Below are 21,604 nucleotides of genomic sequence, written 5' to 3'. Positions count from 1 at the left end.
ACCTGTAATCTTGAAGCAACTTGCAACATATCAGTCATGCGTCAGCCATGGGCTGTCGGCATATTTGCCTTTTTTTGGAGAAATACCCGATGCGTTGGGTGAAACGTTCGCTAGTTGTCGCAAGTTTGCTGCTCATCGCCACCGTCGGTATGTGCCTGCATCACTACCTGCCACGCCACGAGGTGGTCCACGTCACTGGCGTGGAGGTCAAGCGAATGGACGCCGATGGTGTGATCAGCGCCGAGAACCCGGCCGACGGCCCGACCCGCGACGTCTATTTCATCAACACCGAAAACCCGACCACCCGCGAAGTCACCGTGTACCGCAACGAAGACACCGGCTGGGGCTTCCCGTGGTATTTCAAGTTCGACTCCGCCGACGTCCAGGCCCGTGCCCAGGGTTACTCCCGTGACCCCGAACAGTTGGCGCTGATCCGCTATTACGGCTGGCGCTTCCAGATCTTCTCGATGTTCCCCAACATCACCGACATCAAGGCTGCCAACAGCCTGGACGAGCCGTTCCCGCTGTTCAACACGCTGTTCTTCAGCATCCTGCTGATACTGCTGGTTAGCGTGGCGCTGCTGGTACGCCGAGCCCTTGCCCGGCGCAACAGGCCGATGGTGGCCGACACCCCCGCCCCTCGCGGCTGAAGCCGATTGCCGGTGCGCTGCCTGCCAGCGCCCTGCCCGTTCACGTATAAGGATATCGCCCCATGAACATCACCCAGGGCCAGCGCCTGACGCTGGGCTCCATCGGCATTGCCGAGCGTGCCAACCTCAACATCGCCATCCAGTCGGGGCATGTCATCGACATGGTCTGCTTCGGCCTCGATGCCCAGTCCAGGCTGTCGGATGACCGCTACATGGTGTTCTTCAACCAGCCCAGCGCACCGGGCAATGCCGTCAGGCTCACCGCCCCGGGCCAATTCGAAATCGACCTCGGCGCATTGCCGGCCAGCATCGAGCGCCTGGTGTTCACCGCTGCCATCGATGGCGCCGGGGCGATGAAGGATATCGCCGACAGCCGCTTCACCATCACTGCGCCCGGCAACGCCGGCGGTGCGGCGTGCGCCTTCTCCGGCAGCACGTTCAGCGTCGAGAAGGCGATCATGGTCGCGGACATCTACCGCAAGCACGGCGAATGGCGCCTGCAGGCCAACCTGCAAGGCTTCAGCGAGGGGCTGGCCGCCCTGGTGCGCCACTTCGGGGGTGAAGTGCTGGACACCCCGCCGCCACCGGCACCGGTCATACAGGCCAGCTTCTCGCTGGAGAAGAAGATCGCCGCAGCCGCGCCGGCGCTGATCAGCCTGGCCAAGAAGGCGCAGGTCAGCCTTGAAAAGAACAACCTCACCCACGTCAAGGCCCAGGTCGCCGTGGTGCTCGATGTATCCGGCTCGATGAACGGGCAGTACAGCCGCGGGCACGTGCAGGAAGTGCTCAACCGCCTGATCCCCCTGGCGGTGGCCTTCGACGATGATGCCAGCCTGGATGTCTTCGCCTTTGGCGCCAAGCCTGTGCACCTGTCACCCGCCACCCTCGACAACTACAGCGACTTCATCGACACCGACCACCGCGGCTGGCGCAAATGGGAGGTGGGCTCGCGCATCAACGACGAGCCCAAGGCCATGCGCATGGTCATGGACCACTATCGCCGGGCAGGCAACCCGTTGCCGGTGTACATCCTGTTCCTCAGCGACGGTGGCGTGCACGAAGACCGCGCCATCACCAAGCTGATGGTGGAGGCTGCCAGCCAGCCGTTCTTCTGGCAGTTCGTCGGCCTGGGCGGCTCGAAGTACGGCATCCTGGAAAAACTCGACGACATGCCCGGCCGGGTGGTCGACAACTGCAGCTTCTTCGCCATGGACGACCTGGGCGACCTGAGCGAGGAAGCCCTGTACGACCGCCTGATGGAAGAGTTCCCCGGCTGGCTGAAAGCGGCGCGCAGCAAAGGCATCATTGCCTGATCGGCAGGCGCGGCACCCACGGCTCTCCTGCAGGGGCCTACCCAGCCCTGCGGGCTGCGCTGTCGCGCGCAGAACTATGGCCGCAAGCGCGCCCCCGTCACCTGTGGGAGCAACTGTCTTGTGCTGCCTGAACCGGCCTCATCGCCGGCAAGCCGGCTCCTACAGGTACGGCACTGGCCTGAAGCTCATGCAATCCCTGTGGGAGCGGCTTTAGCCGCGAAGCAGGCGCCGCGCTAGATGGCACCGGCTTCGCCGGTGTTCGCGGCTAAAGCCGCTCCCACAGAATCTTCGTTAAATCAACGAGTTGTGATTTGATCCATAGGAGCCAGCTTGCCGGCGATAGGGCCCTACCCCTCGCCGCTGACTCCGGGCCTGGCGACGTAACAGGCACAAAAAAGCCCCCGCCAGGCGGGGGCTTTTTTTCAGCCAGAAGGCTTAGCCGATGCTCACACCGTGAGCTTCAGCCAGGGGCTTGAGGCCGCCAGCAAAACCTTGGCCGATCGCCTTGAACTTGAACTCGTCGTTGTGACGGTACAGCTCGCCGAAGATCATCGCGGTTTCAGTGGAGGCGTCCTCGCTCAGGTCGTAGCGCGCCAGCTCCTTGCCGTCAGTCTTGTTGACCACACGGATGTAGGCGTTGCTGACCTGGCCGAAGCTCTGGCGACGGCCGTCGGCGTCGTGGATGGTCACGGCGAACACCAGCTTCTTGACGTCCTGCGCCAGGCCGGTGAGCTTGACGTTGACTTGTTCGTCATCGCCGTCGCCCTGGCCCGAGCGGTTGTCGCCCATGTGCTCGATGGAGCCATCGGCAGATTTCTTGTTGTTGTAGAAGATGAAACCGGCATCGCTCAGCACCTTGCCGCTTTCGCCGGTCACGAATACCGAGGCGTCGAGGTCGAACTCGGTGCCGTCGGTGACCCGTGCATCCCAACCCAGGCCAACCACGATCTCGGTCAGGCCAGGGGCTTCCTTGGACAACGAAACGTTACCGCCTTTGCTCAAGCTAACAGCCATTGGGTAAATTCCTGTGTTGGTAAAGGGACTTAGAAGTTCAGACCGTAACCGGTAGCCACAGCCTTCAGGCCGCCGGCATAACCCTGGCCGATGGCGCGGAACTTCCACTCGCCATTGTTGCGGTACAGCTCGGCAAAGATCATGGCGGTTTCGGTCGACGCGTCTTCGGCCAGGTCGTAGCGCACCACTTCGTTGTTGCTGACTTCGTTGACGATGCGGATGAACGCGCCACCCACCTGGCCGAAGTTCTGGCGACGGGTGTCGGCATCGTGAATGGTCACGGTGAACGCAACCTTGTCGACATCGGCCGGTACGCGGCTGAGGTCGACCTTGATCACTTCGTCATCGCCGTCGCCGGCACCGGTACGGTTGTCGCCGGTGTGCTCGACCGAACCGTCGGCGCTGCGCAGCTGGTTGTAGAAGATGAAGTCGGCTTCACCGCGCACCTTGCCATTGGCACCCAGCAGGAAGGCGCTGGCATCCAGGTCGAACTCGGTGCCGTCGGTGGCACGCGGGTCCCAGCCCAGGCCGACGATGATCTTGGTCAGCGAAGGGTCGGTTTTGGTCAGCGAGAGGTTGCCGCCTTTTTGCAGAGACAAAGCCATTGCGTAACTCCTTGTTAAGTTGCCTGTGGATCAGTTGGATTCAGCCTGCGCATCTTCCTTTTCAGGGAAGATGACACTGGCCAGCACGCCGATTACCAGCACCACCATGACGATCAGCAGGCTGGTGTTCGGGTCGATGTTGTAACCGTGGTGGAACATGTGGTCGGTGGCATTCAGGCCGAGCTTGACGGCGATGAAGAACAGCAGCGCGATCACGGCCTTTTCCAGGTGCACCAGGTAGCGCTTCAGCGCTTCGAGGACGAAGTACATGGTGCGCAGGCCGAGGATGGCGAACAGCATCGCCGAATAGACGATCAGCGGCTCGCGGCTGACCGCGATCACCGCAGGCACCGAGTCGAAGGCAAACAGTACGTCGGACACTTCGGCCACCACCAGGCACAGGAACAGCGGCGTGGCGAACAGGCCGCCCTTGGCCGCCAGCGTCATGCCCTGGTTTTCCGGCTTCAGCAACTCGCCTTCAAGCTCCTTGCGGCGCACGAAGAACTTGTTGCCGTGCAGCTTCGGCCATACCGGGAACAGTTTTTTCGCAAAGCGATAGGCGATGTGTTGGGAGTAGTCTTCCTCTTCCTCGTCATCACCGCCGCTTCTGAGCATCATCACCGCAGTCCAGGCGACGATCACCGCGAAGACGATCTCGACCCACGGGCCGAACGCCAGCAGGCCGGTACCGATGGCCACGAACACGCCGCGGAACACGATGGCGCCGATGATGCCCCAGTACAGCACCCGATGGCGCAGGCCGTCCGGCACCTTGAACCAGGCGAAGATCGCCATGAACACGAACAGGTTGTCGACGCTCAGGACCTTCTCAAGCGCGTAGCCGGTGACGAACAGGCTGGCGACCTGGGCGCCGTGCTGCACGTAGAGGAAGCCGGCAAAGGCCAGCGAAATGGCGATCCAGAACACCGACCAGACCGAAGCCTTCATCAGCGAGACCGGCTTGTCGCCGCGGTGGGTGACCATGTCGAGCAGCAGCGCGCCAACGGCGATGCCGACGAAAACCGCCATGGTCAGCGGAGGGAAACCGAGATGAGTCACTTCCACGATTGTTTACCTGAAAAGTTCAAAATCAGCCGGGTACGCCCCGGCTCCACACCCCGGGGCGGCAAGCCGCCCCGGTTTTGTTACAAAAGCCCGGTCACTTCGAACCGCGGCTCCAGTTCATGCCCCAGCGGTAGGCTTCATCCATCGGCTTTTGCGAGCGGTGGAAGTCGACCCGGCGGGTCACCTTGACCCCACCATCGACGTTCTCCAGCAGGGCGATGGCGCAACAGCCGAGGCTGCCGCCCTCCTCGTTCAGGCGCACTTCGATCTCGGCCTGGCCAGGCACGAAGATGGTCACCACGCCATCGGTCTCGCGCCAGTTGGGCGCCCCCTCGTAGATGAACGCGTACACCAGGATGCGGCGGATACGGCTCCACTGGTTGCCGTTGATATGCAGCCACTCGCCGCCCGCCACCGCGCCCGTGCGGTCATCGCCCATCAGTTGCACGAAAGGCTCGTAGTCGAGCGAACCGAAGGCGTTGCCCAGCGCCTGCACGCAGCCTTTGTCGCCATCCTGCAGCTCGTAGAGGCAGCCCACGTCCAGGTCGATCGACTTGCCACGGCCGAAGAACCCCGGCTTGCCGCGGTTCCAGTTGAGGTTGACGCGAATTTCGCCAAAGCCGCCGGCGGACTTCTCGAGGCTGATCGAGGAGCGCGTCTTGTCCAGGGTCACCTTGCTCAGGCTGACGCTGGCTTTCGGCGCTGCCGGGGCCGGGCTAGGCGTAGCCGCTGGAGCAGGAGCCGCTACCTCGACGCCGAAGTGGGTCGCCAACGGCGCCAGGCCACCGGCGAAACCCTGGGCGACGCAGCGGAACTTCCACTGGCCCTGGCGGCGATAGAACTCGCCCAGAATCAGTGCGGTTTCCTTCATCGCCGCAGTGGGGATCTGCGCCTCGATGCCGCCGCTCACGGTGACCGTGAGGCTGGACACGCGCTCGAAGCTGGCCTTGTTCTCATGGATGGTGGCGCTCAAGGCGATCTTCTCGATTGCCGCATCCACCCGCGACAGGTCGACGCTGAATGCCGCCCGCCCGGCGACCGAATCGACCATCTGCAACGTACCGCCCAGCACGCTGGGCTGGCCGTAGAAGCACATGTCGCCGTCACCGCGCACTTTACCGGCTGCGGTCAGGGCAAACGCCGACACGTCGATATCGGCACCCGGGATCGGGCTGTACGAGATCTCGACCCGCAGGCTGGCGCTGTCGACCGCAGCGTTGGCCCCGGGTACCAGGGTGGTCATGTGCGCACCGCCTGGGCGGCCAAGGTGACCAGGTCGTCGGCGGTGCGACCCGAGGTGGTCTGGCCGATGGCCTTGAATTCCCAGCCCGAGGCGCCGCGCGACAGGTTGGCCATGACCACGCCGGTGTGCTGGCCCTGCTCGCTCAGGTTGAAGCGCGCCAGCTCTGCCTTGTTGGCCGCGTTGATGATGCGGCAGTAGGCGTTCTTGACGCGCTCGAAGCTCTGCCCGGTGAACGAGTTGACGGTGAACACCAGGTGGGTCACGGCGCCAGGCAGTGCGTTCAGGTCGACCGAGATCGACTCGTCGTCGCCCTCGCCTTCGCCGGTACGGTTGTCACCGGAGTGGCGAATCGAACCATCGCGGGACTGCAACTGGCGGAACCAGACCAGGTCGATCGGCTGCAGGTCGGCATCGAACAGAATGCACGAGGCGTCCAGGTCGATGCTGCCGCCCTGGCCGAACAGCTTACCGAGAAAACCGCTCTGCTCCGGGTCCCAGCCCAGGCCGAGGGTGACCTTGGCCAAACCGGCACCTGCGGTTTTTTCAAGGGAAATGCTCTGGTTCTTCGAAAGGGTCAGTGCCATCGTTACGCTCCTTGTTTATCGTCTTGCTTGGCGGCGCCGTCATCGACACCTGTAACTGAATGGGTGGTCGCCTCGCCTGGCTGCAGACGCGCCCCGATTTTCGCGATGTTCAGCCGCCGGCGTTGCCAGCGCGGATGAAAATGCCGCCAGTGCGGCTCGTGGGCGGCGGCGAGCAGTTCGTGGTCGCCGCGGGTATCGCCCCAGGCACGCAGCCGGTAGTGCTCGAGCGAGCCGTAGACCGCCTCCAGGCGCAACACCTTGGCCTCGCAGCGGCAGTTGCTGCCGCTGATGCGACCGGTCAGTTGCCCGTCCACCACCTCAAGCTCGGTGGCGATCAGCTTGATCCCCAGGCGCTGGGCGAAGGGTTCGAGCACCAGGCGCGGCGAAGCCGAGCAAATGGTCACCAAGGCGCCGCTGGCCACCTCGGCGGCCACCGACTGCACGCCCGCCGGGCGCATCAGGCGCTTGAACCTGGCCTGCTCGAACGCCTGGGCCTTGTGCCTGACCCACTGCTCATCGGTGCCGGCCAGAAAGGTCGCGATCAACACCGCCTTGAGTTCGTCGCGGCTCAGCCCCTTGCCCAGGTAACGCACACAGGCCGGGAGCATGCGCAGGGCCCGCGCCACGAAGGCGCGCTTGCCGAAGGCGAACAGCAGAAACGGCACGAAGCTGTCGTGCCGGGTCAAGGTGCCATCGAAGTCGAACACCGACAGCACCTGCGCCGTGGCGGGGCCAGTCTCGAGCATGTCCTGGCTCATCGCGCCACCTCTGCCAGGCGCACCGGCTCGGCATGCACCGCCTCGGCCGGGCGCACGCCATGCCAGCGGGCGCGTTCGATGATGTTCACCGCCCAGTTGTGATGGGTGGCCGGTTCCAGCATCGCGTCGTTGTGACGGAACACCGCCGGGGCCTGCTCGTTGACGATCAGCCGGGCGCTGTTCAGGTCTTCGAGGGTGACCCGGAAGCCGTCGTGAATCTGCGCGATCTGCGAGGGGTGAATGGCGGTCTTGCCGACCAGCCCGTGGGCGATGTCCAGTTGCAGCTCCTCTTCGAGCAGTTCAGGCGTTGCCAGTTGTTCGAACACCGGCGCGGTCAGGGCAAACCCCTGGGAGCCCAGGACCCCGGCGAGCATCGGGATCACATAGCCCATGGGGGTCTGGTAGAGGGTGGTCAAGGGGTTGCGGCGCAGCCCCAGGCAGCTCATCAGGTCGTTGCCGCCGATGCGCAAGGCGAGGATGCGCTGGCCCAGCGCGGCACGCAGCGCGCAGCCCAGCTCGGCCATGGCCGTCGGGCTGAACACCTCGTGGGTTTCCAGGGTCGGCATCAGCAACAGCTCGCTGCGCGACACCGCATGCGCCCAGTGCGGCAGGCTGCTCAGGGTCAGCTTGGGCACCACAAAGCCATCGACGGCGCTGATTGACGGCCAGTCGTTGAGCTGCGCGGCCATTTCGCTGTCGCGCGGGCGCACGAACACCAGCGGCCCGCTGCGATGCTCAGCGGCCAGGCGCTGCACGCCTTGCAGCACCGTGCGCAACGAGCCCAGGGCGTAGTCGACATCTGCGCAGGCCACGGCGTCTTCCAGGCAGATCACCAGCGAGCGCAGCCCGGGCAGCTTGTGCCCGGCGATCACCTCGAGAATGTCGGCGCGGGTGGCCGGCATGTACAAGGTCGCACCCAGCGCGTAGGGGGATACCGTATTCATCAGCTGACCCCCCGAATCACCGTGACGGCACGGTACGGGCCCAGCACATCCCCCACCTGCTGCACCTGCAGGCCGGCGCGGTCGGTAAGGTGCACCAGCAACTGAACATCGGCATCGCTGCTGTCGCGCACCAGCACCTGGTCGGGCACGCGGCGCAACACCGCACGGGTCGCCTCGGCAATGCCCGGCTTGATGCGGTTCAGGTTGCTGATGCCGAAGCGTTCGGCCAAGCCCTGCACCACCCCCAGCGCAGCACGCTGCAGGCGCTGGGCCTGGTCGTCGCGCCACGGGGTCGCCGGGCCGACATTGACACCAGCGCGCGCCGCTTCCAGCCGCTCGATGAACGAACGGGTCACGTCGCACGGGGCCAGGTGGTCATACACCACACAGCCATGCAGGCCGTTATCGGCCGGCCAGATCGAACGCGACACCAGCCCGGAGACGGTGGCCCCGAGAATGCCGGACGGGATGATCCAGTCTTCTGCCGAGGCGGCCAGCCAGGCATGCCCGCAAGGGTCGGCAAGCACCACCAGGCGCGGCTTGCCCGGGAACCGCGGGTCGTCACCGAGGCTGCGCATGATCTCGCCGCAGATGGCGCCCTTGCCGGTCCAGCCGTCGACGAAGACGATGTGCTCGGCACCATGGGCGGCAATGATCGCCTCCAGCGCCACCTTGTCGATGCCGCGGTCGCGAACGATGCTGATGCCGTAATGATGCACCTCGCGCCCCAGCCCGCTCAGCGCACGGCGCAGCAGCACACCAAGCGGTAGGCCGGCCCGCACGAACGACACCAGCACGATGCGCGGCCCCTGGCAGTGCTGGTTCAGCGCCAGGGCCAGGGCCTGCACATCGGCGGCCATGCGCAGGCCGTTCTGGCGCAGCGCCTGCTCGTACAGCGCCATGTGTGCCTCAGAGGGTGCGTCCTCCTGGCTGATCATTTCCGAATAGTGCTTTTGCCGGGTCTGGATCAGGCGCTCCTTTTCCAGCACATCGGTCAGGCCGATACTCACCGGGCGCAGCAGGAACTGGACGTCTTCGGGCAGGTAGCTGCCGCTGCCCACGGTCTGTGCAAGCAGCTCAGGCTCAAGCATGCACGGCCTCCGCCAGGCAGTTGGCGAGCTGGCTGTTCACCGGCGTCGACCAGAAGTTGCACAGGTTCATGAAACCGAGGTCGGTAATGCTGTCGCCAAAGCCCAGCACCGGGCGTTCGCCATGGCGCTCGCGGTCCAGTTCCAGGTAGTAGCGCACCGCCGCCGCCTTGCTCAGCCCCAGCGGCATCAGCGCCAGGTTGTTGCCGTTGGCGTGGGTGTGCATGCCCTCGAGCAGGCCCGCCTCGCGCAGCCTGGCCATGACCATCAGCAGGTCGGCGTCTGCGCCGTCGTTGTGCTTGATTACCACGTAGTGGCGCTGCTCGGCCTCCTCGACCACCCAGCCGCGCAACGACACACCCTGCTCGTCACCGAGCTGCAAGGCGCGCTCGCACAGCGCCGGCAGGCGCTCGTGGAAGCTGCCCAGCAGTTGGTCCATGACGCCATGCCAGTGGCGGTTGACACTGCGGTCGGGGTTCAGCAGCAGGCCGCCGTGGGAACAGATGGCCGCGCCGCTGAAGCCCAGGCGCACACGGCCGAAGGCCTCGGCGCTGCGGGCGGTCACCGGGACCACGTCGGTGCTGGCGAGCAGCCAGTCGACGAAGGCCTTCTGCACCGGGCTCTGGTAGCCGCTGACACCGCCGTGGATGTCGAACGAGGCCGGGTGGCGCGGCGTGCCCTCGGGCATCTTGCGGGCGGTCTGGAACAAGGTGTCGTCCAGGTCCACCAGTACCAGCGGGCGATCAGCGAGCATCGACGATCACCTCTGCGCCAAGGGCCTCGACCAGCTCTGCGGGCATGGCCCGGGCATCGGTTTCGCTGCAGATCAGCACCCGGTCGAACTGCCCGGGGGCCACGTTGTAGAGGAAGTTGACGATGCCCAGGCCGTAGTTGTCGGCAAAGTTCAGGGCGTGCTCGATGGCGTGGCCCAGGGCGATCGGCGAGCGGGTGGTCGAGCTGAAATAGACCTCGGCGCCCGCGCGCTCCAGGCGCTCGGCCAACAGAAACGGCTTCCAGACGAACTCGCCAGTGCCGATCACCGCGATGCGCTCGCCGGGCTTGGCCTGGATGTCGCGCCCGAGGGTGTCGGCGACCTCGCGGGTGCCAAGCCGGCCCCAGTCATTGGCCGGGTCGATGGCCCAGGTTCCCGCGGCCACGGTGCCGGTGTGCGGCATGTCCGGCAGGGGTGCCTGCGGGTCTTCGAGAAAGCGATAGGCGCCGCTGAGCAGCGACACCTGGTCGGCCGCCTGGCCGATACCCGCCGCCACTGCGCCCGCCGACCAGTCGGTGAGCACGCAGGTGACCACCCGTTCGATGCGCTCAAGCCCGGCGTCGACCAGCGCCCGGTGCAGGTTGACGAAGGTCTTGCCGGTCGAGGCTTCGTCATCCACCAGCACCAGCGAGCGGGCCTCGCGCATCATGCGCGACAGCTCGGCATCCGCCGGCTCATGCACCAGGTGGGCGCTGGCATGGCTGTGTTCTTCTTCGAAGCGGGCAAAAATGGCCTCGCCCACCGGGTGCCGGGTGCTGACCAGGTACAGGCTGTCGGCGCGCTTGCGCGAGTACGCGCGGTGCACCCCGGCGCCCAGGCCGACTGCGGTTTCAGCCATGCCGACCACCAGCACCGGCCCAGGCAGGTCGGCGGGGATCTTTTCTGCCAGGGCCTGGTAGGTGAACTCCATGACTGAAGGCTTCACCGGAATGTGCTTGCCCAGCACACGCGAGACGAACAGAAACGCACGCTTGGGGTTGCGCCGCTCGGCAAAGCCGAACAGCGACTGCGGGGCCATCGATGCGTTGTCGACATCGACATGCAGCACCCCACGCTTGAGCGTGGCGCTGAGTTTTGTAGCCGCGTGATTCACGAGGTGTTGCTCCCTGCTTCAATTCCTGTGGACGGCAGCGTCGAGGCTACCGTGCGCACGTGTGTTTTCGATGAACGCGCACGCTTTAATTGCGCGCTTCGATTTTCCATAGCGATGGCTGTACATCGCGGGCGATCTGCGCCGGGGTTTGCACAAGCGCCGAGTCGGCATGGTCGATGCCAATGTGGCAGGCCTCGAGAAAGGCGCAGAGCAGCTGCGACTTCACCGCAAAGTTCATGCTCTGCGCATCCGGCACCGTCGAGGTGACCATGCCCACCACACGGCCAGCGGCGTCGAACAGCGGGCTGCCGCTGGAGCCGGGCTGGATGGCGGCGGTGAACTGCAACAGGCTGGCGTCGTTGCGCACCCCGAACAACGCAGAGACGCCGCCTTGGGTCACGTGGGCGCCACCGCCGGCAAAGCCGGACATGGGAAAGCCCACGGCGGTCACCGGGTCGCCCAGCGCGCTGCCGCCACGGGTGGCGAAACGCACCGGTTGCAACTGCGCGCCATCGACCCGCAACAGGGCAATGTCGTTGCTGGGGTCGACCATCACCGGCTGCGCGCGGTGGCGGCCGGTGAACGAGTTGACTTCGATGTGGGACATGCCCTCGATTACATGGGCGCAGGTCAGCAAGGCGTTGCTGGACACCGCAAAGCCGGTACCGGTCGCGGTACCGCTGCGCCCGGTCGAGGGTTCCGGGCGGTCCGGGTGCGCTTCATCGATGTCCACGCCCATGCGCCGCCCCAGTGCGGCCAGGCCATAGGCAGAACCCTCGGCCAGCGCGCGGAACTTCCACTGGTCTGCGCGCTGGTAGAACTCGCCGAAGATCAGCGCGCTCTCGCCATGGGCCGAGACGTCCAGGTCGTAGCTGGCGCCGCCGTCGAGGCGCAGGCGCAAGGTGCCCAGTGGGCTGACCGGCCCCAGGTTGGAGTAGCGGTAGAGCACCAGCAGCACCCGGTCACTGCCGGCCGGCAGGCAGTCCAGGCGCAGGTCGCAACCGACCTTGGCGCGGTCGCCGTTCCAGCACATCCAGGCGGTTTGTTCCTGGTGCAGCAAGGCCGCGCTGCCCTTGGGGGAGCGCTTGTCATCGACGGGGATCAGGGCGATTGCTGCAGTGCTGCCGAATGCGTCGTGAAGCGAGGTTTCAAGTGTCCATGAGGGGTTAGGCGAACTGAGTGGAATGTTCGCGCCCGGCGTCAGCATGTCTCGCTCCCTGAGTGACATGGTTCTCCAATGAGAACGGGAATGTACCAGAAACAACGGCTTTTTGACATCACGCAGGCAGCGCCACGCCGACCGTGATCGCCTTTACCCGCACGCCCTCGAGCCATTCGCCCGGTGGTGGCGCCAGGCCAAGCCTGCGGGTTGCGAACACCCCGGGCAGGTTGATGCCGGTGGCCCGGGTATAACCAATGCCCCCCGAATAACGCGGGTTGATTTCGAGCAGGTGTGGCCGGCCCTGGGCATCGTCACGGGTCTGCACGTTGATGATGCCGTCACAGGCAAAGTGCCGGGCGGCGGCGATGGCCAGCGCGGTGGCGGCCGAGTCACGCTCGAAACCCTGGTGCACGCCTGCCTTGCGTCGGCCAACCCAAGCCACCGCCTCGCCGGCCTCGCACACCATGTCGACCGAGCATTCGGTGCCGGGCAGGTACGGCATCACCAGCATCGGCTGGTGCACCTGGGCGGCGGCGTAGGCGCGGTGATAGGTGGCAAAATCCACCTCGCGGGCATCCGGGTTGGCGAAGCAACGGAAGGGTTCGGCACCGGCCTTGAAGCGCCAGAAGCCCTGGCCGTATATGCCAACCGCCGGCTTGATGCACACCTCGCCCACGGCAGCCAGGCGCTGGTAGGCGGCCTCGAGCTGCTGCGCGTCGGTGACGGTGATTGCCGGGATGCAGGCAAGGCCTGCGCGTTCGGCTTCGGCGGTGAACTGGTCCTTGTTGTCGACCAGCTCGAAAGTGCGCGGGCTCATGCCACCGGTAACCAGCGCCAGCCCTGCTGCGCTGAAGTCTGCGCGGCGTTGCTCGTACGCAGCGCCGTTGCGCCCGGCAACGACCAGCGTGATGCCGTGGCGGGTGGCGGTGTCGATGACCCAGTCGATGCTCTCGGCGGCGCCCTGCGGCTCGCGCAGGCCCACATCGGCGACGCCGGTGATTTCTGGCCGGTCCCCGGCGTGGGAGGCGAACACCTGCACCGCAGCCGGCAGTGCCTCGCGGGCACCAAGAATGACATCACGCTGCGAAGCCTGGCCTTGCAGAAACCAAATCATTAATCACTACCTTGTGAGAGGGGCAGGCCATGTGGCGATGCCGGGCCCAAATCCGAAGCGCGATAGTAACGATGTGGCAAAAGCTTTCAAGCCATGAAGCCCCTCTGAACCGGGCTTGCTCCCTTGTTCACCGGGAAAAATTTTATTACAGGATGTATTTCCAGCTTATCGCTACTCCAATTCCAGGCTGTAGCCCACCCCATACACCGAACGCACCGGGTCCTGCCCCGGCGTAACCGCCACCAGTTTGCGCCGCAAGTTCTTCACATGGCTGTCCACCGTGCGGTCGGCCACCACCCGGTGGTCCTGGTAGATATGGTTCATCAACTGGTCCCGCGACAGCACCTGCCCCGGCCGCGCCGCCAGCGCCGCGAGCATGCGGAACTCCACCGGCGTGAGGTCCAGCAGCACGCCCTTGTAGCGCGCCTGGAACGCCCGGGCATCGAGCTCCAGCCCCAATGCCGGCGCCTGGGCACCGCTGCGGCGCAGCAACGCCTTGACCCGGGCCACCAGCTCGCGCGGTGAAAACGGCTTGCAGATGTAGTCATCGGCGCCCAGCTCCAGCCCCAGCAGGCGGTCGATTTCGTCCACCCGCGCAGTCATCATGATCAGCGGCATCTGGCTGAAGCTGCGCAGCTCGCGGCAGATGTCCAGGCCGTCGCGGCCCGGCAGCATCAGGTCGAGCAGCATCAGGTCGTAGTGCCCCTGGCGCACCGCCGGCAGCACCGCCAGGCCGTCGGCCAGGTGCTCCACTTCATGGCCGCCGGCACGCAGGTAGTCGGCCACCAATGCCGCCAGCTTGGGTTCGTCTTCCACCAGCAAAATACGGCTCATGCCTCGCCCTCCACCGCCGGCAACGCCAGGGCCAGCAGCAAGCCGCCCATGGCCGAGGCACGGGCACTGAGCTTGCCACCGTGCACCTCGGCAATGCCCCGGCAAATCGCCAGGCCCAGCCCGGTGCCGCCACTGGCGCGGTTGCGCGAACGCTCGGCGCGGTAAAAGCGCTCGAACAGCCGGGCCAGCGCTTCGCCGTCAACGCCGGGCGCGGTGTCTTCACACTGCACCAGCACCTGGTCGCCGGCCTGGAACGCACGCAGCACGGTGTGGCCGCCGGCATCGGTGTAGCGCCGGCTGTTCTCCAGCAGGTTGTGCAGCAACTGGCCCAGGCGCGCCTCATCGCCCAGCACCCACAGCGGCTGGTCGGCCAGTTCCACCTGCAGCGCCAGGCCACGCTCGGCGAAACTTGCACCAAAGGCCTCGGCCACCACCGCCAGCAACACCCGAAGGTCGATGCGTTCGCGCCGGTAGGTGGGGCCACCCACCTCGGCCAGGGACAGGTCGAACAAGTCGTCCACCAGCTTGCTCAGCGCCCCCACCTCGCCCTGCAGCGAACGCAGGGCATTGCCGTCCAGCGGGCGGATGCCGTCTTCCATGGCCTCAAGCTCCGCGCGCATCACCGCCAGCGGCGTGCGCAGCTCGTGGGAAATGTCGGCCATGAAGTCGCGGCGCAGGCGCTCGTTGCTGGCAAGGGTTGCGGCCATACGGTTGAAGTCGCCGGCCAGTTGCCCGGCCTCGTCGGCCGAGCGCACCGGCAGCTGGATGGCGTAGTCGCCCGCAGCCAGGCGGTGGGTGGCGCGGGCCACCTCGCGGATCGGGCGCAGCAGTGCGCGGCTCAGCCACCAGGCGATCACCGCCGTGGCCAGCAGGCAGGCCAGGCCGATCAGCAGGCTGGAGTGCAGCTGGTTGAGCTGAAAGCGCTGGTCACCGACGCTGGTCACCGACTGCAACGGCGCCAGGGCCATCCAGCCGACCACCTGGCCCTGGTGATGGATGGGCCGCAGCAGCATGTCCTGGCCGGCGGCCTGGTAGCCGATGATCGGCTGGCGCCGGGCATCCAGCAGGGCAAAGCGCACAAAGGCGCCGGTCAGGTCGGAGACGGTCAAAAGACTAGGGTCGAAGGTCTTGTCCGGTTGGGCGTCGTCGGGGCGCAGCAGTTCGAACCACTGGTCCTTGTCGCGACGGATGAAGTCCCAGCTGCCGTGGCGGGCGTAGGCCTGCTCGACCCTTGGGACGATGCGCTCCATGCGCTCCTCGGCCTGCTGGTTGAGGTAACCGAGAAAGCCGTACTTCAGGCTCAGGTAGGCAGCGAACACCATGCCCAGCACGGCGAAGGCGCACACCGCCAGCATGGCGAGGAAGAACTTGCGGGAAAGGCTGAGTTTCATGGCACCGCCGGCAGCTTGCTGAGGCCGTCATTGAAGCGCGCAGGGCCCGCCGCGGCAAGGCGCGCCGGGCAATCTCCCAGATTTCTGCACATTGGCTGCACATTCGCCAAGCAGGCTGCGGCCATCGATTCCTTCGGCTCGGAGCCTGCGATGCCTACCTTGTTCCAATCCCTGCTGTTCACCCGCTCGCCTTTGGCGCGGGCCCTGTTGCTCAGCGTAGGCCTTGCGGCCATCGGCGGCTGCGGCGAGGGCGAAACCGTCAACGCCGCCTTGCCTGTGCAAACGGTGGCGGTGCACACCGTCAGCGCGGCGCCCCAGGCCCTGAGCAGCACCCTGCCCGGTCGCGCCACGGCGCACCTGAGCGCCGAGATTCGCCCACAGGTGGGCGGCATCATCCAGCAGCGCCTGTTCAATGAAGGCGACACGGTCAAGGCCGGCCAGGCGCTGTACCAGATCGACCCGCAGCCCTACCAGGCCGCGCTGGCCCAGGCCCAAGCCACGGTCAGCTCCGCCCGCGCCACGCTCAAGGCCGCCGAGCTCAAGGCCCGGCGCGATGCGCAACTGGTCAAGCTCGACGCCATCAGCGCCGAAAGCAACGAGAGCGCCCAGTCCAGCCTGCTGCAGGCCCGTGCCAGCCTGCAATCGGCCGAAGCCGCCCAGCGTACTGCACGCATCAACCTCGACTACACCCGCATCAACGCCCCGATCGCCGGGCGCACCGCCACTTCGTCGGTGACCCCCGGCGCCCTGGTGACCGCCGAGCAAAGCACCGCGCTGACCACGGTGCAGCAACTGGACCCGATCTACGTCGACTTCACCCAGCCCAGCAGCACCCTGCTGCGCCTCAAGCGCGAACTGGCCGAGGGCAAGCTCGCCCCGGCCGGGCAGCAGGACGCCACGCGCATCAGCCTGGAGCTGGAAGACGGCAGCACCTACGCCCATGCCGGCACCCTGACCTTCAACGGCGTCAGCGTCGACGAAAGTACCGGCAGCGTCACCCTGCGCGCCGTGGTGCCCAACCCGGACGGCCTGCTGATGCCCGGCATGTACCTCAAGGCCACCTTGCAGGAGGGCGTGCAGCCCGACGCCATCCTGGTGCCGCAGCAAGGTGTCAGCCGCGACGAGCGCGGCGCCGCCACCGCCCTGGTGGTGGTCGATGGCAAGGTCGAGCAGCGCGAGCTGACCCTGGCCCGCGCGGTGGGCAACCGCTGGTGGGTCAGCCAAGGCCTTAACGCCGGTGACCAGTTGATCGTTCAGGGCCTGCAAAAAGTGCGGGTCGGCCAACAGGTGCAGGTGCAGGCCAGCACCCTCACCGCCCACAACGACAGCCACTGAGGGCCCGGCACATGGCACGTTTTTTCATCGACCGGCCGATCTTCGCCTGGGTACTCGCCATTCTGGTGATGCTGGGCGGGGGCCTGGCCATCCTCCAGCTGCCGCTGGCCCAGTACCCCAACATCGCCCCGCCGCAGATCAGCCTCAGCGCCACCTACAGCGGCGCCTCGGCCAAGACCATGGAAGACTCGGTCACCCAGGTGATCGAGCAGCAGATGACCGGCCTGGACGGCCTGACCTACATGTCTTCGAGCAGCAGCTCGGCGGGCAGCGCCTCGATCACCCTCACCTTCGAGGCCGGCACCGACATCAACACCGCGCAGATGCTGGTGCAGACCAAGCTTGAGCAAGCCAAGGCGCGCCTGCCCGAGGCGGTGCAGCAGCAGGGTATCGAGATCCACAACTCAGCCAGCGACTTTCTGATCATCCTGTCGCTGGTTTCGGACAACCCCGAGGTCAGCGCCACCGACATCAGCGACTTCATTTCCAGCACCCTGTATGACCAGATCAGCCGGGTGACCGGCGTCGGCCAGGTGACCACCCTGGGTTCGAGCTACGCCATGCGCATCTGGCTCGACCCGGACAAACTGCGTCAGTTTGCGCTGATGCCGTCGGATGTCAGCAGCGCGCTCGAGGCGCAGAACGTCGACACCTCGGCCGGCCAGCTGGGCGCCCTGCCCGCCCGCGCCGGCCAGCAGCTCAACGCCACCATCAGCGCGCGCAGCAAGCTGCAGACCGCCGCGCAGTTTCGCCAGCTGGTGCTCAAGTACAACAGCGCCGGCGCCGTGGTGACCCTGGCTGACGTGGCCCGGGTGGAGCTGGGCAGCGAAAGCTACGACGTGGTCGCCGAGCACAACGGTCGCCCTTCCGGTGGCCTGGCGGTGAGCCTGGCCACCGGCGCCAACGCCCTGGATGTGTCCGAGGCGGTGCAGGCCAAGCTGGCCGAGCTTGCGCAGTTTTTCCCGAGCAAGCTGCAACTGCGCAGCGAGGTGGCCTACAACACCGCGCCGTTCGTGAAGATTTCCATCGAGGAGGTGGTCAAGACCCTGTTCGAGGCCATCGCCCTGGTGGTGCTGATCATGTACCTGTTCATGCAGAACCTGCGGGCCACGCTGATCCCGGCCATTGCCGTGCCGGTGGTGCTGTTGGGCACCTTCGGCGTGCTGGCGCTGCTGGGCTACTCGATCAACACCCTGACCATGTTCGGCATGGTGCTGGCGATCGGCCTGCTGGTGGACGATGCCATCGTGGTGGTGGAGAACGTCGAGCGCGTCATGGCCGAAAAAGGCCTGGCGCCGCGCGAGGCGACGCGCCAGTCGATGGGCGAGATCAGCGGCGCACTGGTGGGCATTGCCGTGGTGCTGTCGGCGGTGTTCGTGCCCATGGCATTTTTCGGTGGTTCCACCGGGGTGATCTACCGGCAGTTCTCGGTAACCCTGGTCGCGGCCATGACGCTGTCGGTGCTGGTGGCCATGACCCTCACCCCGGCCCTGTGCGCCACTCTGCTAAAGCCGGTTGCCGGGCATGGCGAGCCGCGCCGCGGATTTTTCGGCTGGTTCAACCGCCACTTCGAGCGCACCTCGCTGCGTTACCAGGGCAGCGTCGCCAAGGTGCTGGCACGGCCGCTGCGCGCGCTGCTGGTGTACGCGCTGGTGCTGGGCGGCGTGGGGTTGATGTTGCACAAGCTGCCCACCTCGTTCCTGCCTGAGGAAGACCAGGGCATGCTGATGCTGCAGATGACCCTGCCGGTGGGCGGCACCGACGAGCGCCTGCAAGCGGTGAGCAAACAGGTGCAGGACTACATGCTGGCGCAGCCCGAGGTGGCCTCGGTGCTGACCGTGCGCGGCCTGGGCAATGGCGGCAACGCGCAGAATGGCGGGCGCGGCTTCGTCAAGCTCAAGGGCTGGAGCGAGCGCCAGGGCGAGCAGCTCAGCGCCGCCGCCGTGGCCCGCCGGGCCAACCTGGCGCTGGCGCAGATCCTCGACGCCAACGTGTTCGTGATGGCGCCGCCGGCCATTCAGGGCCTGGGCCAGAGTTCGGGCTTCGACGTGCAGTTGCAGGACCTGGCAGGCTTGGGGCACGCCCAACTGCTGGCTGCCCGCAACACATTCATCGCGCTGGCCGCCAAGGACCCGCGCCTGGCCAACGTGCGTGCCCAGGGGCAGGAAGACACCCCGCAACTGAACGTCGATATCGACGACCGCAAGGCCGGCGCCATGGGCGTTGCCGCCAGTGACATCAACGCCACCCTGAGCACGGTGATGGGCGGCAGCTACGTCAACGACTTCATCGACGCCGGCCGGGTGAAGAAGGTCTACCTGCAGGGCGAGGCCGACAAGCGCATGCAGGCCGAGGATATCGGCGCCTGGTACGTGCGCAACTCAAGCGACGCCATGGTGCCGCTGGCGGCTTTCACCAGCACCCGCTGGAGCACCGCCTCGCCGCTGCTGGAGCGCTTCAACGGCTTTGGCGCCTATGAGCTGGTCGGCGAGCCGGCAGCCGGGGTCAGCTCGGGCGCGGCCATGACTGCGGTGCAGGAAATCATGGCGCAGCTGCCTGACGGCATCGGCTACGCCTGGGCCGGGCAGTCCTACCAGGAACGCCTGGCCGGCAACCAGGCACCGCTGCTGTACGCCATTTCGATCCTGTTCGTGTTCCTGTGCCTGGCGGCGCTGTACGAAAGCTGGTCGGTGCCGTTTGCGGTAATGCTGGTGGTGCCGGTGGGCATCCTCGGTGCCCTGGCCCTGACCGGCCTGCGCGGGCTGGCCAACGATGTGTACTTCCAGGTAGGCCTGCTAACCACCGTGGGCCTGGCGGCGAAGAACGCGATCCTGATCGTCGAGTTCGCTAAAGAAGGTTACGAGCGCGGGCAGGACCTGGTCAGCGCCACGCTTGCCGCCGTGCGCATTCGCCTGCGCCCGGTGCTGATGACCTCGCTTGCGTTCATTCTCGGCGTGCTGCCGCTGGCCCTGAGCAGCGGCGCCGGTGCCGGCGGGCGCCAGGCCATCGGCACCGGCGTGCTGGGCGGCATGCTGGCCGCCACGCTGCTGGGGTTGTTTTTCATTCCTTTGTTCTATGTGCTGGTGCAGCGCCTGGCCGGGCGCCGCGCCCCCGCCGCCGACACCCTTGCCGGAGAAGCCTGATGCGTCTGTCCCCCCTTTTGCTGGCCCTGGCCCTGACCGGCTGCGCCAACCTTGCCCCCGACTACCAACGCCCGGCGGCGCCGGTGGCCGGGCAATGGCAACAGCGCCAGGCCTCTGGCAGCAGCAGCACCGAGGTGAGCTGGCAGGCGCTGTTCGTCGACAGCCGCCTGCGCGACACCGTCGCCCTGGCCCTTGCCGGCAACCGCGACCTGCGGGTGGCGGCACTGAATGTCGAGTACCAGCGGGCGCAGTACCGCATCCAGCGCGCAGCGCTGTTCCCGGCAGTGTCGGCCAGTGCCGACGGCACCCGCCAGCGGGCGCTGTCCGGCACCAGTACGGCTGTGAGCAGCCAGTACAACGTGGGGCTGGGGGTGAGCAGCTACGAGCTGGACCTGTTCGGCCGCCTGGGCAACCTCAAGGATGCCGCGCTGGAGGATTACCTGGCCCTGGAGCAAACCCGCCGCAGCACCCAGCTGAGCCTGGTGGCCGAGGTGGCCAGCGCCTGGATGACCCTGGCCGCCGACCAGCAGTTGCTCAAGCTGGCCAACGACACCTACGCCAGCCAGCAGAAAACCTACGCCCTGGTGCAGCAGAGCCACGGCCTGGGGGGCGAGTCCGGGCTGAGCCTGGCCCAGGCGCGCAGCACGGTGGAGTCGGCCCGCGCCGAGGCGGCCAACTACGCAAGCCAGGTGGAGCAGGACCGCAACGCGCTGGAACTGCTGGTGGGCCAGGTAGTGCCCGAGCACCTGCTGCCCGGGGATGCCCGGCTGGATGCGGCGCTGCTGGTCAGCGTGCCGGCCGGCCTGCCTTCGACCCTGCTGCAACGGCGCCCCGACGTGCTCGCCGCCGAGCACACGCTCAAGGCCACCAACGCCGACATCGGCGCTGCCCGCGCGGCGTTCTTCCCCAGCGTCACCCTCACCGCCAGTGGCGGCAGCGCCAGCAGCCAGCTGTCCGGGCTGTTCAAGGGTGGCAGTGGCGCCTGGAGCTTTGCCCCGTCGATCAACCTGCCGATCTTCAACGCCGGCAGCAACCGCGCCAGCCTGGATGCCGCCAAGGTCAACCGCGAGATCGAGGTGGCCAGTTACGAGAAGGCCCTGCAAACCGCCTTCAGTGAAGTGGCCGATGCCTTGGCTGTGCGCGGGCACATCAATGAACGGCTGGATGCCCAGCGCAACCTGGCCCAGGCCACCGGGCAGAGCTATGAGCTGTCGCTGGCGCTGTACCGGCAGGGTTCGGAGAGTTTCCTGGAGGTGCTGGACGCCCAGCGTTCGCTGTACAGCGCGCAGCAGAACCTGATCAGCCTGGAGCTGGCCGAGCAGGTCAACCGGGTGACCTTGTACAAGGTGCTGGGGGGGGATTGGCCGTTGGTTGAGTGAGGCTGCTGGCTTGATGCCGATGGGGGCAGCTGGCTTGTGCTGCCTGTGCCGGCCTCATCGCCGGCAAGCCGGCTCCTACAGGGACCGCGCAGGTTTGAACGCTGTGCGGTACGTGTA

At 66.5% G+C, this 21,604-nt stretch carries 19 protein-coding genes; 5 read left to right on the top strand and 14 right to left on the bottom strand.

All coding sequences use genetic code 11. The annotated features are described in order from the left end of the window. The first annotated feature begins 89 nt into the window (after positions 1-89). Together ACI2KK_RS21860 and ACI2KK_RS21855 are read left to right on the top strand one after the other, a co-directional pair. A complete protein-coding gene (locus ACI2KK_RS21860; RefSeq protein ID WP_404670560.1) occupies positions 90-650 on the top strand; it encodes a DUF1523 family protein in 561 nt (186 codons plus the stop codon). A gap of 62 nt (positions 651-712) precedes the next feature. Beyond that, positions 713-1,963 (top strand): VWA domain-containing protein, encoded by a 1,251-nt coding sequence (locus tag ACI2KK_RS21855; RefSeq protein WP_404670559.1) that lies wholly within the window; start codon positions 713-715, stop codon positions 1,961-1,963. Positions 1,964-2,398: 435 nt separating this feature from the next. Here the strand turns inward: ACI2KK_RS21855 and ACI2KK_RS21850 are convergent, their stop codons facing one another. The 14 genes from ACI2KK_RS21850 to ACI2KK_RS21785 all read right to left on the bottom strand — a co-directional run bounded on the left by ACI2KK_RS21850 (position 2,399) and on the right by ACI2KK_RS21785 (position 15,630). After that, on the bottom strand, positions 2,399-2,977 hold the full coding sequence (locus tag ACI2KK_RS21850) for a TerD family protein (protein WP_404670558.1): 579 nt from the start codon (positions 2,975-2,977) through the stop codon (positions 2,399-2,401). A gap of 29 nt (positions 2,978-3,006) precedes the next feature. Beyond that, positions 3,007-3,582, bottom strand: a complete 576-nt coding sequence (locus tag ACI2KK_RS21845; RefSeq protein WP_369991413.1) for a TerD family protein — start codon at positions 3,580-3,582, stop codon at positions 3,007-3,009. Positions 3,583-3,612: 30 nt separating this feature from the next. Then, positions 3,613-4,647: a TerC/Alx family metal homeostasis membrane protein gene (locus ACI2KK_RS21840; RefSeq protein WP_404670557.1), complete on the bottom strand. Its 1,035-nt coding sequence runs from the start codon at positions 4,645-4,647 to the stop codon at positions 3,613-3,615. 94 nt (positions 4,648-4,741) lie between these two features. Next, positions 4,742-5,890: a TerD family protein gene (locus ACI2KK_RS21835; RefSeq protein ID WP_404670556.1), complete on the bottom strand. Its 1,149-nt coding sequence runs from the start codon at positions 5,888-5,890 to the stop codon at positions 4,742-4,744. Further along, positions 5,887-6,474, bottom strand: a complete 588-nt coding sequence (locus tag ACI2KK_RS21830) for a TerD family protein (RefSeq protein ID WP_404670555.1) — start codon at positions 6,472-6,474, stop codon at positions 5,887-5,889. The genes ACI2KK_RS21835 and ACI2KK_RS21830 overlap by 4 nt, the downstream gene beginning before the upstream one ends. Before the next feature lie 2 nt (positions 6,475-6,476). Next, positions 6,477-7,232, bottom strand: coding sequence for an HAD-IB family hydrolase (locus tag ACI2KK_RS21825; protein ID WP_404670554.1), 756 nt, complete (start codon positions 7,230-7,232; stop codon positions 6,477-6,479). Then, positions 7,229-8,176: an HpcH/HpaI aldolase/citrate lyase family protein gene (locus tag ACI2KK_RS21820; protein WP_404670553.1), complete on the bottom strand. Its 948-nt coding sequence runs from the start codon at positions 8,174-8,176 to the stop codon at positions 7,229-7,231. The genes ACI2KK_RS21825 and ACI2KK_RS21820 overlap by 4 nt, the downstream gene beginning before the upstream one ends. After that, positions 8,176-9,267 carry a cysteine protease StiP domain-containing protein gene (locus tag ACI2KK_RS21815; protein ID WP_404670552.1) on the bottom strand — a complete coding sequence of 364 codons (1,092 nt, stop codon included), beginning with the start codon at positions 9,265-9,267 and terminating at the stop codon, positions 8,176-8,178. Before ACI2KK_RS21815 ends, ACI2KK_RS21820 begins: the two co-directional genes overlap by 1 nt. After that, on the bottom strand, positions 9,260-10,018 hold the full coding sequence (locus ACI2KK_RS21810; protein ID WP_404670551.1) for a trehalose phosphatase: 759 nt from the start codon (positions 10,016-10,018) through the stop codon (positions 9,260-9,262). Before ACI2KK_RS21810 ends, ACI2KK_RS21815 begins: the two co-directional genes overlap by 8 nt. After that, positions 10,008-11,129 carry a phosphoribosyltransferase domain-containing protein gene (locus tag ACI2KK_RS21805; RefSeq protein ID WP_404670550.1) on the bottom strand — a complete coding sequence of 374 codons (1,122 nt, stop codon included), beginning with the start codon at positions 11,127-11,129 and terminating at the stop codon, positions 10,008-10,010. Before ACI2KK_RS21805 ends, ACI2KK_RS21810 begins: the two co-directional genes overlap by 11 nt. Before the next feature lie 85 nt (positions 11,130-11,214). Then, positions 11,215-12,336 (bottom strand): trypsin-like peptidase domain-containing protein, encoded by a 1,122-nt coding sequence (locus tag ACI2KK_RS21800; RefSeq protein WP_404670549.1) that lies wholly within the window; start codon positions 12,334-12,336, stop codon positions 11,215-11,217. Between the two features lie 70 nt (positions 12,337-12,406). Beyond that, the gene (locus ACI2KK_RS21795; protein ID WP_404670548.1) at positions 12,407-13,405 is read right to left on the bottom strand and encodes an ATP-grasp domain-containing protein; all 999 of its coding nucleotides are present in this window, start codon (positions 13,403-13,405) and stop codon (positions 12,407-12,409) included. A 171-nt stretch (positions 13,406-13,576) separates the two neighbouring features. After that, entirely contained in the window at positions 13,577-14,239 is a 663-nt protein-coding gene (locus tag ACI2KK_RS21790) for a response regulator (protein ID WP_404670547.1), read from the bottom strand. Continuing rightward, positions 14,236-15,630 (bottom strand): ATP-binding protein, encoded by a 1,395-nt coding sequence (locus ACI2KK_RS21785; RefSeq protein ID WP_404670546.1) that lies wholly within the window; start codon positions 15,628-15,630, stop codon positions 14,236-14,238. The genes ACI2KK_RS21790 and ACI2KK_RS21785 overlap by 4 nt, the downstream gene beginning before the upstream one ends. 150 nt (positions 15,631-15,780) lie before the next feature. Between ACI2KK_RS21785 and ACI2KK_RS21780 the strand changes: the two genes are divergently transcribed. Genes ACI2KK_RS21780 through ACI2KK_RS21770 form a run of 3 tightly spaced genes read left to right on the top strand, consistent with a single transcriptional unit; the run spans position 15,781 to position 21,487 of the window. Continuing rightward, entirely contained in the window at positions 15,781-16,965 is a 1,185-nt protein-coding gene (locus ACI2KK_RS21780) for an efflux RND transporter periplasmic adaptor subunit (RefSeq protein ID WP_404670545.1), read from the top strand. An 11-nt stretch (positions 16,966-16,976) separates the two neighbouring features. Next, positions 16,977-20,108 carry an efflux RND transporter permease subunit gene (locus ACI2KK_RS21775; RefSeq protein ID WP_404670544.1) on the top strand — a complete coding sequence of 1,044 codons (3,132 nt, stop codon included), beginning with the start codon at positions 16,977-16,979 and terminating at the stop codon, positions 20,106-20,108. Beyond that, positions 20,108-21,487: an efflux transporter outer membrane subunit gene (locus ACI2KK_RS21770; protein WP_404670543.1), complete on the top strand. Its 1,380-nt coding sequence runs from the start codon at positions 20,108-20,110 to the stop codon at positions 21,485-21,487. Before ACI2KK_RS21775 ends, ACI2KK_RS21770 begins: the two co-directional genes overlap by 1 nt. Positions 21,488-21,604 lie beyond the last annotated feature (117 nt).

The organism is Pseudomonas sp. NPDC089406 (genome assembly GCF_044900265.1).
Lineage (GTDB): Bacteria > Pseudomonadota > Gammaproteobacteria > Pseudomonadales > Pseudomonadaceae > Aquipseudomonas > Aquipseudomonas fakonensis.
This window is presented reverse-complemented; position numbering and strand designations above follow the sequence as displayed.